Origin of the sequence: Streptomyces sp. NBC_01445, assembly GCF_035918235.1 — a bacterium.
Taxonomy (GTDB): Bacteria; Actinomycetota; Actinomycetes; order Streptomycetales; family Streptomycetaceae; genus Streptomyces.
In genome coordinates, this window is record NZ_CP109485.1 from 5,490,771 (window position 1) to 5,505,486 (window position 14,716).

Consider the following 14,716-nt stretch of genomic DNA (forward strand, 5'->3'; position numbering starts at 1 on the left):
TGGCTACGTTGGCGCCGTGACCCTCGACGATCTCCGTGTCTACGTCGCCGTGTGCGCGGCGGGCAGCCTCAGCGCCGTCGCCCGCGACCTCTCCTGCACGCAGTCGGCGGTGAGCCAGCACATCCGGCGCCTCGAACGGGAGGTGGGCGTCAGCCTCCTCGAACGGCACGCGCGCGGTGTCCTGCCGACCGCCGCGGGGCGCATCCTGCAGACCGCGGCCGCCGAGGGCATCGGCGGCATCGATGTCGCGCTGCGCCGCCTGCGCGACCTGGCCCGCGGCGAGCGCGGCGCGGTGCGCGTCACCACGGGCGCGACGACCGTGCGCCACTTCATGTCCGGAGCCATCGTCGGATTCCGGCGCCGCCACCCCCAGGCGAGCCTGGAATTCCAGACGGTCAGCTCCAGCCACAGTGCCTACGAGGCGCTCGCCGCGCACGACCTCGACCTCGCGTGGGTCACCATCGGCGCGCCGGAACGCGGAGTCGAGCAGCGCCCCGTCGTCGAACTTCCCTGGGTCCTCGCGGTGCGCCCCGACGACCCGCTGGCCGGCCGGACCCGGATCGGCCCCGGTGACCTGGCCGCCGCCCACCTCATCAGGCCGCCCGAACAGTCCACGTCGCGCTCCCATCTCGACCGGCACTTCACCGGGCTCGGGATCGTCAGGCCGGCCGGGTCGGACGCGGGCGTCGCCGACTGGGCCACCGCCGTGCACCTCGCCGAACTGGGCCTCGGCCACGCGCTCGTCCCCGAACTGCCCGGCTGGCGCGACCCCGACCGCGCGGGCGGCCCGGTCCTCGTCCCCGTACCGGACCTGCCGCCACTCGCGGTCGGCTGGGCGGTCCGGCGCTGGTCCACGCTGACCCCACTGGCGAGGGCCTTCGCGGACCTGGTGGCGGAGCACTGCGGGAGGTAGGGGCTTCACTGGTTGTGGCGGGGGTCCGGGACCGGGGAGATGTCTCGTGCCTGTGGCGGGGGCCGGGTCTCCGGGGGACGCTGGAAGCATGACCACGACGTACGACCTGAACGCTCTCGCCGACAAGCACGTCGCCGCCGCCCGGACCTCCCCCCACGGCCGCAGCGCGCACCTCCTGCTCCGCGAGGAGACCCTCCGGCAAAGCGTGATCGCCCTGACAGCGGGCGAAGTTCTGGAGGAGCACAACGCGCCGCCCGCCGCGACGCTCCAGGTGCTGCGGGGCGAGGTCGTACTGACAGCGGCCTCGGGCGACGTGACGCTCCACGAGGGCCGGCTCCACGCGCTCCCGCAGGAACGGCACGGGCTGCGCGCGGTCACGGACGCGGCGGTGCTCCTTACGGCGGTCAACGACTGAGGGGCGCCCGCCGCTCCCGGACGCTTCGGCCGGCGCCGAACGGTTCCGCGCCTAGCGTGCGCTGCATGACACAGCGATACCGGTTCAACCGGTACGAGGACATGCGCCGGGCGCCGGCGGACCCCTGCCTCGTTCCCGCCCCGGTCCCGGCCGTCGAGCCCACGGCGCCCGCCGGAGGCGTGGCCCTCGCGGCCGGCACCCTCGAAGGGACGACCCCCCCGATGAACCAGCCCGCCTGCGCGGCCTTCAAAGCCCTGCACCACGACCCCGGCGGCCCCCTCCTCCTCCCCAACGCCTGGGACCACGCCTCCGCCGCCGCGCTCGCCGGGCAGGGGTTCACCGCGATCGGTACGACGAGCCTTGGCGTGGCCGCCGCGGCCGGGCTGCCCGACGGCGCCGCGGCCACCCGCGAGGAGACCCTGCGCCTGGCCCGCCGCCTGGGCGGGGACGCGTTCCTGCTGTCCGTGGACGCGGAGGGCGGGTTCGGCGACGACCCGGCCGAGGTCGCCGGCCTCGCCCGTGAGCTGGCGCAGGCGGGCGCGGTGGGGATCAATCTGGAGGACGGCAGGGCCGACGGCACCCTCACCCCGGCCCCCGTCCACGCGGCGAAGATCGCCGCGGTCAAGGCCGCCGTACCGGACCTGTTCGTCAACGCCCGCACGGACACGTACTGGCTCCCGGACCCGCGGACCGCGCCGGAGCCGGAGACCCGCCGCCGGCTCGACGCCTACCGGCAGGCGGGCGCCGACGGAGTCTTCGTACCGGGCCTGACCGACCCGGCCACGATCACCGCACTGGTGGCGCACCTGCGCCCGTCCGGCATCCCCCTCAACATCCTCTACTCCCCCACGGGCCCCACCGTCCCCGAGCTCGCCGCCCTGGGCGTCCGCCGCGTCAGCCTCGGCTCGCTCCTGTTCCGCGCGGCCCTGGGCGCCGCGGTCACGGCGGCGCTCGGCGTACGGGCGGGCCGGGACGTGGCCCCCGCGGCACCGACGTACGGCGAGGTCCAGGAGCTGAGCGGCGGTGGAGACGCCACGCAAATATGATGAAGCCGGGGTTTTCCGTAACCGGAGCGGTCCATGACGCAGCGTCGTTCCAGCCAGCCCGAGAGCGCCGACGACCTGCTGACCAGGCTCGGCCGCCTTGCCGCACAGGCACGCGCCGGGGCGGAACTCCAGCACGCCCGGGTCGAACTGGCGGAAGCCCTCCAGCGCGAAATGCTCCCCGTCTCGCTGCCCGCCCTGCCGGGACTGCGGACCGCCGCTTGCTACTCGCCGGCCCGCCACGGCCTGGACATCGGCGGGGACTGGTACGACGGGTTCGCCACCCCTGACGGCGCCCTCGGGTTCTCCATCGGGGACGTCCAGGGCCACGACGTCGAGGCCGCCGCCTTCATGGGGCAGATCCGCATCGCCCTGCGCGCCGTGGCCGCCTTCGCCCCGGACCCGGGCGAGGCGCTCGCCCAGGCCAACGACCTGCTGCTGTCGATGCGCCACGAACTCTTCGCCACCTGCAGCTTCATCCGCTTCGACCCGACGACCTGGGTCCTCGAGTCCGCCCGCGCGGGCCACGTCCCCGCCATCTGGGCCACGGTCGACGGCCGGTACGGCGTCTCGACGGACGAGGGCGGGCTGCCGCTCGGCATGCTGCCCGGGTCCAAGTACCCGGTCACCCGGCACCGCCTCTCGACGGCGGGGGCGTATGTCCTGGTCACCGACGGCGTGGTCGAAGGGCCCTCGTTCCCGATCGAGGCGGGCCTGGAACGCGTGGCCCGGGTCGTCGCGGCCGGGGCGGGCGCCGACGCCGCGGAACTTGCCGCCGCGGTGATGGAGGTCGCCGACTGCACCGGCCACCAGGACGACTCCGCGGTACTCGTCCTGTGCCACGACCCGCCACCCGTCCTGCCCGGGTGACAGCGGGCCCCCGGCAGCGCGTGTCACGCTCCGCCACGGAACGGGAGTGATTATGTGATCCAGTGGTGCGCACCGAGGAACTCCGACGCCTCTCCGAGGCCCTGCTGAGGATTCTCGCCGTCGCCGCCGCCTACTACGCGACCGGACGGCTCGGCCTGTGGCAGCGGATCGCCCTCGAAGGCGCGGTCGTCACCCCGCTCTGGCTCCCGACGGGCGTCGCCGTCACCTGTCTGCTCTGGATGGGCCTGCGGATCTGGCCGGGCATCGCGCTCGGCGCCTTCTTACTCATCGACTCGATCAACCCGTTGCGCCTGTCCGACCTCGCGATCGTCGCCGCGAACACCCTGGCCCCGATGTGCGCCTACGTGCTGCTGCGCAAGGTGGGCTTCCGCATCGAGCTGGACCGGCTGCGGGACGGGGTCGCCCTGGTCTTCCTGGGCGGACTGCTGCCGATACTGCTGAGCGCCACCGTGGGCACGTGCGTGCTGGTGCTCAGCGGCAGTCTGGAGTGGAGCGCGTTCTGGACGGTGTGGGCGGCGTGGTGGGCCGGCGACGCCATGGGCGTACTCGTCGGCACCCCGCTGCTGATCGCGCTGAGCAGGGCCAGGCCCCCCTGGAACACCCGCCGGTGGCCGGAGGCAGCGGCCCTGATGGTGACTGCGGCCGTCATCGCACCCCTGGCCACGAGAAGCCCGCTCGCCCTGCTCTTCCTCGTCTTCCCGCTGCTCACGTGGGCGGCGCTGCGCTTCCAGCTCGCGGGGGCGGCGCCGTGCGTGCTGTTCGTGTCCGTACTGGGGATCTCCGCGGCCACCGACCACGTGGGCCCGTTCGCCCACCACACCCTCTTCGAGGTCATGGTCAACCTCCAGGCACTCAACGGCTCGGCCGCGCTCACCGGCCTCCTGCTCGCGGCGATCGTCACCGAACAGAAGAGCATCCGCCAGAAGATCGAACAGGCGGTGAGAGACCTGACGGAAGTGGTGGGACACCTGGCGCCACGGCGGGACGAATGACGGACGCGCGTCGTCCCTGTCAGCTGCGGTCGACCGGGCCGGACGCGTCTTCGGGGATCCGCCGGTGGTTCTTGCGGCTCCGTCTGCCGACACCCGGCATGGGATCGCTGAAGGTGTGCGAGGCGACGCGTGCGTCGTGCCGGGCGTTGATCCGGTGGATCAGGCGCATTCCCATGAGGGTCACGAGGACGATGGCGCCGATGAGGATGATCGCCTCCATGACCGTCACCTCCCGCTTTCCACTGCTTTAACCGTAACTCCGGCCGCGGCAGGCCGCGGCCCGCCGCGACGAGCGTGGGCGCGGCCCCCGGGGTTACCGTAAAGCTACGACGGCATCGCGCCGGTCGACGCACGCCCCGACATCGGCACGGCGGCTCGGTGGGCGTCGGCCGTACGACCGAGGCGGGCGAACCACCATGGCTGAATCCGACACCCCTCACCAGCCCCCAGTGCTTCTGCCGGACGCCCCCCATCCGGAGGCTGAACCCGGAACGGCCCCGCTGAGGCTGGAGACCACCCAGTCCCGCGAAGGGCTCCTGGACGGCGCGTGGTGGCCCCGATCACATGACATCACGGCCGAACTGCCCGCCCTGGTCGCGGAGCTGACCTCGCACCTCGGCCCCATCACGCGCGTCGGCCTCGACGCCGCCGCCTGGGAAGAGCTGCCGACCCGCCTGATCATCGACGACCAGGTCGTGCATCTCGACGCCCACGAGATCGGCGACGGCACCGCACTCGTCACCCGCGGCGACGAGGACCTCTTCGTCCTCCTGGTCGTGCCTCCCGAATCCGAGCCCGAAGCGGCTCGCGCCGCGATGGCCCGCGCCGTACGCCCCGACAACATCACCGAGGCCGCAGAACGCATCGTCGCCAACCCCGACGAATCCTGAGCCGGGAAACGACGCGCGCGCTCCGGTCAGGGGCGGCGGCCCGCAAGGACGCAGAACTCGTTCCCCTCCGGGTCGGCAAGTGGGACCCAGCTCACATCGCCCTGCCCGACGTCGACGTGCCGGGCACCCAGGTCGAGCAGGCGACGGACCTCTTCGGCCTGCTCCCTGTCGGTCGGGTTGACGTCGATGTGGAGCCTGTTCTTGACGGCCTTGCCCTCGGGCACGCGCGCGAAGGTGAGCGCCGGTGGCACCGGGCCGAGGCGGTCCTTGCCCTCGGGCACCTCGGGGGAGCCGATGGTGACAAGCCCGTCCTCCCGGTCGTGCACCTCGTAGCCGAGGACGGAACACCAGAACCGGGCGAGCGCGTCGGGATCTGCACAGTCGATCGCAAGCTCGGTGAACTTACTGGTCATGTGAGGACCTCCCAGTCGAGTAGCCGACTACGCAACCACAGAACGTCGAAGGGCCCCACCGCAAGCGGTGGGGCCCTTCGACGTATTGCCCGGTGAGAGCAATGGCGGAGGATACGAGATTCGAACTCGTGAGGGGTTGCCCCCAACACGCTTTCCAAGCGTGCGCCCTAGGCCACTAGGCGAATCCTCCGCCGCAAACAATACAAGACGTTGGGGGGTGCTCGCGAACATGATCCGGGGGCGGGGATCGGGCCGGGGACCGGGCTCGTGATTCCGGCCGGGCATCCGCTACTGTGGAGCTCAGCCCCTCACGTGGCGCTATCTGACTGAACTCCCCCAGGGCCGGAAGGCAGCAAGGGTAGGTCGGCTCTGGCGGGTGCGTGAGGGGCGTCTTGCGTTCCGGGGCGGCTCGCCCCCGGCGGCCGCGGTCGTCAGCGGCGGCCCTGGTTGTCGGCGGCGGCCCTGGTTGTCAGTGGGCGCCTATAACCTCGTATACGTGTCGTCTCTCGCGCTCTACCGCCGCTATCGCCCGGAGTCGTTCGCCGAGGTCATCGGGCAAGAACATGTGACCGACCCGCTGCAGCAGGCGCTGCGGAACAACCGGGTCAATCACGCGTACCTGTTCAGTGGCCCGCGCGGCTGCGGCAAGACGACGAGCGCGCGCATCCTCGCGCGGTGTCTGAACTGCGAGCAGGGGCCCACACCGGCGCCGTGCGGCGAGTGCCAGTCCTGCCGCGACCTGGCGAGGAACGGGCCGGGTTCGATCGACGTCATCGAGATCGACGCCGCTTCGCACGGTGGTGTCGACGACGCCCGTGACCTGCGAGAAAAGGCCTTCTTCGGGCCCGCGAGCAGCCGCTACAAGATCTACATCATCGACGAGGCCCACATGGTCACGTCGGCGGGGTTCAACGCCCTTCTGAAGGTCGTCGAAGAGCCCCCGGAGCACCTCAAGTTCATCTTCGCCACCACGGAGCCCGAGAAGGTCATCGGGACCATCCGGTCGCGTACGCACCACTACCCCTTCCGCCTCGTGCCGCCCGGGACTCTCCGGGACTACCTCGGAGAGGTCTGCGGCAAGGAGGACATCCCTGTCGCGGAGGGTGTCCTGCCGCTGGTCGTGCGGGCCGGTGCCGGTTCCGTGCGTGACTCCATGTCTGTCATGGACCAGCTGCTCGCCGCCGCGGCCGAGGACGGTGTGACGTATGCCATGGCGACGTCCCTCCTCGGGTACACGGACGGTTCGCTGCTCGACTCCGTCGTCGAGGCCTTCGCCTCGGGGGACGGCGCCGCCGCCTTCGAGGTCGTGGACCGCGTCATCGAGGGGGGCAACGACCCGCGCCGGTTCGTCGCCGACCTCCTGGAGCGGTTGCGGGACCTGGTGATCCTGGCCGCCGTCCCGGACGCGGCCGAGAAGGGCCTCATCGACGCTCCTGTCGACGTCGTCGAGCGGATGCAGGCCCAGGCCGGAGTCTTCGGCGGCGCCGAGCTCAGCCGCGCCGCCGACCTGGTCAACGAGGGGCTCACCGAGATGCGGGGCGCCACCTCACCCCGCCTCCAGCTCGAGCTGATCTGCGCGCGCGTGCTGCTGCCCGCCGCGTACGACGACGCCCGCTCCGTGATGGCCCGGCTCGACCGCCTGGAGCGCGGCGGCCACTTCGTACCCGCGGGACAGGGCTCCGGCCCGGCCATGGGATACGTGCCGTCGCCCGACGCCCACCCCGGCGCGGCCGCGCAGGTCCCTGCGGGGGGCGGTCCTGCCGCTGCCCGGGCCGCGGTGCGGGGGCCGGGACCGGGCGGGGAAGCGGCGCCCGCGCCTATGGCTCCAGCGCCCGCTCCTGCACCGGCACCTACTCCTGCTCCTGCTCCTGCTCCGGCACCGGCTCCGGCTCCTGCTCCTCAGGTATCCGCGCCGCCGGCCGTTGCTCCGGCAGAACCCGCGCCCGCGGCGCCGCCCGCCGGGGCCGCACCCGGCGCGTGGCCCACTGCCGCCCCCGCCGGTGGCGGCAGGCGCCCCGGCGGGTGGCCCACGGCCGCGCCCAGCGGCGGAGGCACTGGTGGGGGCCAGCCCTCCGCCGCGGCGCCCACGCCGCCCCCCGCCCAGCCCCAGCCGCAGGCGCCCGCTCAGCCCCCCGCCGCGGCACCGCCCGCCGCCGGTGGGCTCGACCCGCGCAGTCTGTGGCCGAACATCCTCGAAGTGGTCAAGAACAAGCGCCGCTTCACCTGGATCCTGCTCAGCCAGAACGCGCAGGTGACCGGCTTCGACGGCACGACCCTCCAGCTCGGCTTCCTGAACGCCGGAGCGCGGGACAACTTCGCGAGCAGCGGCAGCGAAGAGGTCCTGCGGACGGCGCTGGCCGAGCAGTTCGGCGTCCACTGGAAGGTCGAGGCGGTCGTCGACCCCTCGGGCGGCGGTGGTGGTGGCGGCCAGGCTCCGCCCCCCGCTCCGGGCGGCGGCTACCCGGGCCAGGGCGGTGGCTACGCGGGTCAGGGCGGCGGTGGTGCCCCCGCGGCACCCACTCCGCCGCGCCCGCCGGCCCCGCAGGCGCAGGCCCCGGCCGCGCCGCGCCCCCCGGAGCGGTCCGCTCCGCAGGCATCCGCCCCCGCGCCGAGACCGGCGGCCCCGGAGCCGCCCCCGGTCTCCATCGAGGACGACATCCCGGCCGACGACGACGCCGACCTCGACGAGTCGGGGGTCCTCTCCGGCCACGACCTGATCGTCCGCGAGCTCGGGGCGACGGTCGTCGAGGAATTCACGAACGAGTAGGCGGCCTCGTAGCGGGACCGGACAGCACGGGCCACGCAGCACAGCCACTGCCCACACGGCTCAGACCCCCGTAAAGGCCCCGGATCGGCCCCCGGCACCCCGTCCCATGGAGAAACGCACGAACCCCCGCCGCCCCCGCTCTCGGCGGCCCGTACAAGAGCACACCGGCCCGCCGCCTATGCTGGCTGGCGTGAAGGTCCTCGTCATCGGCAGCGGCGCCCGCGAACACGCCCTGTGCCGCTCACTGTCCCTCGACCCCGACGTCACCGCGCTGCACTGCGCGCCCGGCAACGCAGGAATCGCCGAGGTCGCCGAGCTACTCCCGGTCGACGCCCTCGACGGCGCTGCCGTGGCCCGGCTGGCCGGTGAGCTGGCCGCGGACCTCGTCGTGGTCGGTCCGGAGGCGCCCCTTGTCGCAGGGGTCGCCGACGCCGTACGCGCCGCGGGCATCCCCTGCTTCGGTCCCTCCGGGGAAGCCGCACAGCTGGAGGGCTCGAAGGCGTTCGCCAAGGACGTGATGGCGGGGGCCGGCGTGCCGACCGCCCGCTCGTACGTCTGCACCACCCCGGCCGAGGTCGACGAGGCGCTCGATGCCTTCGGCGCCCCGTACGTCGTCAAGGACGATGGCCTCGCGGCCGGCAAGGGCGTCGTCGTGACCGACGACCTCGAGGCCGCCCGCGCGCACGCCAACGCCTGCGACCGCGTCGTCATCGAGGAGTTCCTCGACGGCCCCGAGGTCTCGCTCTTCGCGATCACCGACGGCGTGACCGTCGTCCCGCTCCAGCCCGCGCAGGACTTCAAGCGCGCGCTCGACGGCGACGCGGGCCCCAACACCGGTGGCATGGGAGCCTATTCGCCGCTCCCGTGGGCCGACCCGAAGCTCGTCGACGAGGTCATGGAGACGGTCCTCCAACCGACGGTCGACGAACTGCGCCGCCGCGGCACGGCCTTCTCCGGCCTGCTGTACGCGGGGCTCGCGATCACCTCGCGCGGTGTGCGGGTCATCGAGTTCAACGCCCGGTTCGGCGACCCGGAGACCCAGGTCGTCCTGGCCCGCCTGAAGACCCCGCTCGCCGGCGTCCTCCTCGCCTCGGCCGACGGCACGCTCGCGGACCTGCCGCCCCTGCGCTGGAGCGACGAGGCGGCCGTGACCGTCGTCGTGGCCTCCCACAACTACCCGGAAACGCCGCGCACCGGCGACCCCATCACCGGGCTCGCCGACGTGGCCGCGCAGGACGCGCCCCACGCGTACGTCCTGCACGCCGGGACGAAGCGGGACGGGGACGCCGTCGTCAGCGCCGGTGGCCGTGTGCTCTCCGTGACCGCGACGGGCTCGGACCTCACACAGGCCCGCGAGCGCGCGTACGCGGCGGTCTCGCGGATCGGCCTCGACGGCTCGCAGCACCGCACCGACATCGCGGCGAAGGCGGCCGCGGAGGCCTGACCGTAAGCCTCACCTGCGTGGACCTCAGGCCCTTGATCCGAAGCGGATCAGGGGCCTGAATGTCATCTACCTCTACCCAAAGCCATTCCATCGAGTGACCGCTCGCCCATCCGGCTGACGATGCCTTGAGCCCCAACTAGGGTGCGGCGGAAGCGTTCGGGCACTTGGCCCACCGGCATTGCGATGTCAGTGACGGGTGCCACAGTGGGGGAATGGACAACGCCATGGGTGCAGGAAACATAAGCAGCAGGGGGTGACATCGGTCGTGTCCGGTATGGGTGCGGAGATGGGCGCGCAGGCCGCGCGCTCCCGGGCTCTCGCGGTGCTGCGCATCCGCGGCAGAGCGCTGGCCGTCGCCCTGCTGCCCGCGGCCTTCGCGGTCGTGCTGGCCGCGGGCGCCGCCACCGGGCACATGGCCGGCGACGGCTGGCGGACGGTGCGGTGGATCGTGACGGTCCTCGCCCTGGTCGTCCTGGCGTGCGCGGCGGGCATCGCCCTCGTGGTGGCCCGCGCCCGTCCGGCCGTCAGCCCGACGGTGCCGATCGCCGAGGAGCGGGCCCCCGATCTCTACCGGCTGGTGCGTGATCTCGCCGACCGGCTCGACGTCCCGGCCCCCTCCGCCATAGCGCTCACCCCGGACTGCGACAGCTGGCTGGAGGACCGTACGCACCCCGCGCACGGACCGCCCAGACCCAAGGACGACGAGGGCCGGATCCCGCGTGACGCCGACGGCCCGGGCATCCGGGGCGGCGGCGCCGGCAGAGGCCGGGTGCCGGCCGCGCCCGTCCTGGTCATCGGCTCCCCCTTCCTGTGGTGGATGCGCGTGGGCGAGCTGCGCGCCGTACTCGCCCCGGTCGTCGCCGGTACGGGGCCGTCGGCGCACCCGGACATAGCGGCCGCGCGCCGCTTCGTGCGGGGCCTGGACGCGGCGGTCGCCGTCGCTGCGGCGCCCGGTCGCGGACCGCTGGGGCGGGCGGTCCTCGGTTGCGTCGGCTGGGTCGCGCGCCTGCTCCTTCGCAGCTGCCGGGGCCACGCCGGCGAGATGGAGCGCGGGGTCGCCGCGGCCGCCGCCGAGCGCGCACAGACGGTGGACTACGGCGTGCGGATCGTCGCCCAGGAGCAGGTCGGCCTGGCCTACGCGGGCTGGGACCGGCTCCTCACCCGGGTCGCGCTGCCCGCCTGGCGCATGGGGCGCTGGCCCTCCCGTCTGGACGTGGGCGTCGTCGCCGCACTCACCGAGCTGTCCCGGCGCGACCGCCTCGCCGAGGGCTTCGCCTCCCGGCTCGGGGAGCGGCCCGCCTGCGATCTGCTGGAGGAGCCGGGCACGGTGGACGAGGCGGCGTCGCTGCTCGCGGCCAGGCTGTTCCACGGAGGCCCCGCCGAGCCGGGCCCCGACTGGGCGCCGGTCGACTGGCAGGAGTATCCGGACGAGGTCGTGGACCGTAAGTGGCGCATGGACGCGGCGCGCCTCCACCGCGTCCTCGACGCACTGGGCGTACGCAGCTCCGCGGACCCCGCGTCCCCCGACCCGGAGGGCCCGACACTCGCCCGGGTGATGGAGCACCTCGCATCGGCGACGCGTGCCGGGGACTCCGTAGGGCCCGTGGCCCCCGTAGACCGGGAAGATCCCACCGTCCCCGCCAAGGACCTCACCGACGCTGCCGACACCGACGCCACCGTCTCCCCCGACGACGACTCCACCGCCCCCGAGGACCCCGAAGACGCCGAGGAGCGCGAGGACACCCCCACCGCTCTTCTCGCCGCCGGCCTCAGTGCCGAGTCGGCCCGCGAGGAGAGTGAGCGCCCGGCCCCGCCCGTGCCCGCCGCCGGCCAGGGGCCCGACGACGCGCTGTGGGACGAGGGCATGCTCCCGCTCTTCCCGCTCCAACCACCCCGCACAGGACGCGAGTTGGTGGCCGACCACGTCACGGCGATGGTGTGCTGCGCCGCCGTGGACACGGCCGGAGCCGCCCCCGGCCTCGACTGGCTGGACGGCCCCTCACTCCTGGTCGACGGCGAGCGCGCCAAGGATCTGACCCCGCGGGTCCTGAGCCTCGTGGAAGAGGGAGACCCGGAGCCCCTGCGCGCCTGGCTCACCCGCCTCGGCATCCGCCCCGAGAAGCCGGTCCGACTGGTGTAGGCCGCGACGGCAATCGCGGCACACCCGCACCCCGCGCCTCTCGCATCCGCACCGTCCACCCCCAACCTCCGGAGGCTCACGTTCCGTTCACGTCAATTCGCGACGAACGGTGACGGAGTGCGTGCGTAATGTGATGTGCTGGGGTCGGTCGCTGACAGACGGAGCGCACGAGGGCTCGGGGGAGCGAGGGAGGGAAGCGGGCATGGGGCCGGAACGGGAGGGGCAGAAGGCCGAGTGGCCGGAACACGCGCGGTCACCCCGCACCATCCGCCGCTGGGAGTCCGGCGCGCTCGCCCACGCCGTGAGCGACCCCTTCGGCCAGGGCCCCCTGCCGTGGCTGCGCGGCAGCGAGCACTACTTCGACGACACGGGCCAGGTGGTCCCCTGGTACGTCGACCACGCCCCCCAGCCCGGCGCGAGCACCGTCGCCACCAGCATCCCCAGCCCCCGCACCGGCGGCCCCCGCACGGCCGACGACGTGCACCGCCAGATCAAGGGCTTCACGTCGACCGGAGCGGCCGCGCCCGGCGAGGCGATCGACTTCCACATCACGGTGGACCCGCCCCAGCAGTTCAGCGTCGACATCTACCGCATCGGTCACTACGGCGGCGACGGTGCCAGCAAGATCATCACCAGCCCGCGGCTCTCCGGCATCGTCCAGCCGGCCCCGCTCACCGCGGACCGTACGGTCTCCTGCCACCACTGGTGGCTGTCCTGGCGCCTGCAGATCCCGTCGTTCTGGAACGTGGGCGCGTACGTGGCCGTCCTCACCACCGTCGACGGCTACCGCTCGCACGTCCCCTTCACGGTCCGCGACAGCCGGCCCGCCGATCTCCTCCTGCTCCTGCCGGACGTGACCTGGCAGGCGTACAACCTCTATCCGGAGGACGGGCACACGGGCGCGAGCCTCTACCACGCGTGGGACGAGGAGGGGCGACTGCTCGGCGAGGGCGACGCCGCGACGACGGTCTCCTTCGACCGTCCGTACGCCGGCGCGGGTCTCCCCCTGCACGTCGGCCACGCCTACGACTTCATCCGCTGGGCCGAGCGGTACGGCTACGACCTCGCGTACGCCGACGCCCGCGACCTGCACGCGGGCCGCATCGACCCGACCCGCTACCGGGGCCTCGTCTTCCCCGGCCACGACGAGTACTGGTCGACGCCGATGCGCCGCACCACCGAAGTGGCCCGCGAGCACGGCACGTCACTCGTCTTCCTCTCCGCCAACACCATGTACTGGCAGGTGGAGTTGGGCCCGTCCCCGTCCGGCGTGCCGGACCGGCTGCTCACCTGCCACAAGCGCAGAGCGCCCGGGAAGTCCGCCCTGTGGCGCGAGATCGACCGCCCCGAGCAGCAGCTCATGGGCATCCAGTACGCGGGCCGGGTCCCGGAGCCGCACCCCCTCGTCGTGCGGAACGCCGACCACTGGCTGTGGGAGGCCACCGGGGCGCACGAGGGCGACGAGATCGACGGCCTGGTCGCGGGCGAGGCCGACCGCTACTTCCCGCGCACCGCGCTGCCCGAGCACGAGGACCGCATCCTGCTCGCCCACTCGCCCTATCGCGACAGCGAGCGGGCGCCGCGTCACCAGGAGACGTCCCTGTACCGGGCGCCGTCCGGATCGCTGGTCTTCGCGTCCGGCACGTTCGCCTGGTCCCCGGCCCTCGACCGCCCCGGCCATGTCGACCCGCGGATCCAGCGCGCGACGGCCAACCTCCTCGACCGGATCTGCAAACGCGACTGACCAGCCGCTCCCCGACCCGTCTCCGCAGCTGCCGCCCGCCGGACCCGTGGCCAAAACTCATCCCCGTATGAGCGAGAATCAGGTGCACTCGTACATATCCACGGGGAGGAACCGTGTCCGGATTCGTCGAAAAGCCCGAACCCCAGCAGGTGCCGGGCCTGGTACACCTCCACACCGGCAAGGTGCGGGACCTGTACCGGAACGAGGCGGGCGACCTCGTGATGGTCGCCTCAGACCGCATGTCCGCCTACGACTGGGTGCTGCCCACCCCCATCCCCGACAAGGGCCGCGTGCTCACGCAGCTGTCGCTGTGGTGGTTCGACCAGCTCGCCGATCTGGTCCCCAACCACGTCCTGTCGACCGAGCTGCCGCCCGGCGCCCCCGCCGACTGGCAGGGCCGCACCCTCATCTGCAAGTCGCTGCGCATGGTCCCCGTCGAGTGCGTGGCCCGCGGCTATCTCACGGGCTCCGGCCTCGTCGAGTACAACGACTCGCGCACGGTCTGCGGCCTCGCGCTGCCCGAGGGCCTGACCGACGGCTCGGAGCTGCCCGCCCCGATCTTCACGCCCGCCACGAAGGCCGAGGTCGGCGAGCACGACGAGAACGTGTCGTACGAGGAGGTGGCCCGCCAGGTCGGCGCGGAGACCGCCGCCCAGCTGCGCCAGATGACGCTCGCCGTCTACGGCCGGGCCCGGGACATCGCGCGGGAGCGCGGCGTGATCCTCGCGGACACCAAGTTCGAGTTCGGCTTCGACGGCGAGGCGCTGATCCTCGGCGACGAGGTCCTCACCCCGGACTCGTCCCGCTTCTGGCCCGCCGCCGAGTGGGAGCCGGGCCACGCCCAGCCGTCGTTCGACAAGCAGTACGTGCGGAACTGGCTGACGGGCCCCGAGTCGGGCTGGGACCGCAAGAGCGAGCAGCCGCCGCCGGCGCTTCCGCAGCAGATCGTGGACGCGACGCGCGCCAAGTACATCGAGGCGTACGAGCGCCTGACCGGCGTCAGCTGGTAACCACGGCGCCGCAGCTACGCGAAAGCCCCCGGCACCTGAGGTGCCGGGGGCTTT

The 14,716-nt window shown here is 73.2% G+C and carries 13 protein-coding genes, 1 tRNA gene and 1 other RNA gene; 12 read left to right on the forward strand and 3 right to left on the reverse strand.

Annotation, left to right across the window (positions count from 1 at the left end; translation table 11 throughout):
* Nucleotides 1-16 precede the first annotated feature (16 nt).
* The 5 genes from OG574_RS25050 (at nt 17) to OG574_RS25070 (ending at nt 4,254) form a co-directional block, all read left to right on the forward strand.
* Nucleotides 17-913, forward strand: a complete 897-nt coding sequence (locus tag OG574_RS25050) for a LysR family transcriptional regulator (RefSeq protein WP_326775036.1) — start codon at nt 17-19, stop codon at nt 911-913.
* Nucleotides 914-1,001: 88 nt separating this feature from the next.
* Entirely contained in the window at nt 1,002-1,328 is a 327-nt protein-coding gene (locus tag OG574_RS25055; protein WP_100599112.1) for a cupin, read from the forward strand.
* A 221-nt stretch (nt 1,329-1,549) separates the two neighbouring features.
* Nucleotides 1,550-2,374 (forward strand): isocitrate lyase/PEP mutase family protein, encoded by an 825-nt coding sequence (locus OG574_RS25060; RefSeq protein ID WP_442816935.1) that lies wholly within the window; start codon nt 1,550-1,552, stop codon nt 2,372-2,374.
* 33 nt (nt 2,375-2,407) lie between these two features.
* Entirely contained in the window at nt 2,408-3,241 is an 834-nt protein-coding gene (locus OG574_RS25065) for a PP2C family protein-serine/threonine phosphatase (RefSeq protein WP_326775037.1), read from the forward strand.
* A 62-nt stretch (nt 3,242-3,303) separates the two neighbouring features.
* Entirely contained in the window at nt 3,304-4,254 is a 951-nt protein-coding gene (locus tag OG574_RS25070; RefSeq protein ID WP_326775038.1) for an MASE1 domain-containing protein, read from the forward strand.
* Nucleotides 4,255-4,273: 19 nt separating this feature from the next.
* Here the strand turns inward: OG574_RS25070 and OG574_RS25075 are convergent, their stop codons facing one another.
* Nucleotides 4,274-4,474 carry a hypothetical protein gene (locus OG574_RS25075; RefSeq protein WP_326775039.1) on the reverse strand — a complete coding sequence of 67 codons (201 nt, stop codon included), beginning with the start codon at nt 4,472-4,474 and terminating at the stop codon, nt 4,274-4,276.
* Nucleotides 4,475-4,670: 196 nt separating this feature from the next.
* Between OG574_RS25075 and OG574_RS25080 the strand changes: the two genes are divergently transcribed.
* Nucleotides 4,671-5,144 (forward strand): DUF5994 family protein, encoded by a 474-nt coding sequence (locus OG574_RS25080; RefSeq protein ID WP_326775040.1) that lies wholly within the window; start codon nt 4,671-4,673, stop codon nt 5,142-5,144.
* A 26-nt stretch (nt 5,145-5,170) separates the two neighbouring features.
* Here OG574_RS25080 and OG574_RS25085 read toward each other — a convergent pair whose 3' ends face one another.
* Together OG574_RS25085 and OG574_RS25090 are read right to left on the reverse strand one after the other, a co-directional pair.
* Nucleotides 5,171-5,557, reverse strand: coding sequence for a VOC family protein (locus tag OG574_RS25085; RefSeq protein WP_326775041.1), 387 nt, complete (start codon nt 5,555-5,557; stop codon nt 5,171-5,173).
* Between the two features lie 102 nt (nt 5,558-5,659).
* Nucleotides 5,660-5,747 (reverse strand) — tRNA-Ser (locus tag OG574_RS25090).
* Nucleotides 5,748-5,857: 110 nt separating this feature from the next.
* Between OG574_RS25090 and ffs the strand changes: the two genes are divergently transcribed.
* The 6 genes from ffs (at nt 5,858) to OG574_RS25120 (ending at nt 14,662) form a co-directional block, all read left to right on the forward strand.
* Nucleotides 5,858-5,952: signal recognition particle sRNA small type (gene ffs, locus OG574_RS25095), an RNA gene on the forward strand.
* Nucleotides 5,953-6,053: 101 nt separating this feature from the next.
* Entirely contained in the window at nt 6,054-8,324 is a 2,271-nt protein-coding gene (locus OG574_RS25100; RefSeq protein ID WP_326775042.1) for a DNA polymerase III subunit gamma and tau, read from the forward strand.
* 190 nt (nt 8,325-8,514) lie between these two features.
* On the forward strand, nt 8,515-9,768 hold the full coding sequence (purD, locus tag OG574_RS25105) for a phosphoribosylamine--glycine ligase (protein WP_326775043.1): 1,254 nt from the start codon (nt 8,515-8,517) through the stop codon (nt 9,766-9,768).
* A gap of 274 nt (nt 9,769-10,042) precedes the next feature.
* The gene (locus OG574_RS25110; protein WP_326778609.1) at nt 10,043-11,908 is read left to right on the forward strand and encodes a hypothetical protein; all 1,866 of its coding nucleotides are present in this window, start codon (nt 10,043-10,045) and stop codon (nt 11,906-11,908) included.
* A 202-nt stretch (nt 11,909-12,110) separates the two neighbouring features.
* Nucleotides 12,111-13,652 (forward strand): N,N-dimethylformamidase beta subunit family domain-containing protein, encoded by a 1,542-nt coding sequence (locus OG574_RS25115; RefSeq protein WP_326775044.1) that lies wholly within the window; start codon nt 12,111-12,113, stop codon nt 13,650-13,652.
* A 113-nt stretch (nt 13,653-13,765) separates the two neighbouring features.
* Nucleotides 13,766-14,662: a phosphoribosylaminoimidazolesuccinocarboxamide synthase gene (locus OG574_RS25120; protein ID WP_100598939.1), complete on the forward strand. Its 897-nt coding sequence runs from the start codon at nt 13,766-13,768 to the stop codon at nt 14,660-14,662.
* Nucleotides 14,663-14,716 lie beyond the last annotated feature (54 nt).

Excerpts from the sequence above, each read along its gene's own strand:
- OG574_RS25085 (WP_326775041.1), bottom strand. The coding sequence starts at position 5,557 with ATGACCAGTAAGTTCACCGAGCTTGCGATCGACTGTGCAGATCCCGAC.
- OG574_RS25075 (WP_326775039.1), bottom strand. The coding sequence starts at position 4,474 with ATGGAGGCGATCATCCTCATCGGCGCCATCGTCCTCGTGACCCTCATG.
- OG574_RS25110 (WP_326778609.1), top strand. The coding sequence starts at position 10,043 with ATGGGTGCGGAGATGGGCGCGCAGGCCGCGCGCTCCCGGGCTCTCGCG.
- OG574_RS25055 (WP_100599112.1), top strand. The coding sequence starts at position 1,002 with ATGACCACGACGTACGACCTGAACGCTCTCGCCGACAAGCACGTCGCC.
- OG574_RS25115 (WP_326775044.1), top strand. The coding sequence starts at position 12,111 with ATGGGGCCGGAACGGGAGGGGCAGAAGGCCGAGTGGCCGGAACACGCG.
- OG574_RS25060 (WP_442816935.1), top strand. The coding sequence starts at position 1,550 with ATGAACCAGCCCGCCTGCGCGGCCTTCAAAGCCCTGCACCACGACCCC.
- OG574_RS25080 (WP_326775040.1), top strand. The coding sequence starts at position 4,671 with ATGGCTGAATCCGACACCCCTCACCAGCCCCCAGTGCTTCTGCCGGAC.
- OG574_RS25065 (WP_326775037.1), top strand. The coding sequence starts at position 2,408 with ATGACGCAGCGTCGTTCCAGCCAGCCCGAGAGCGCCGACGACCTGCTG.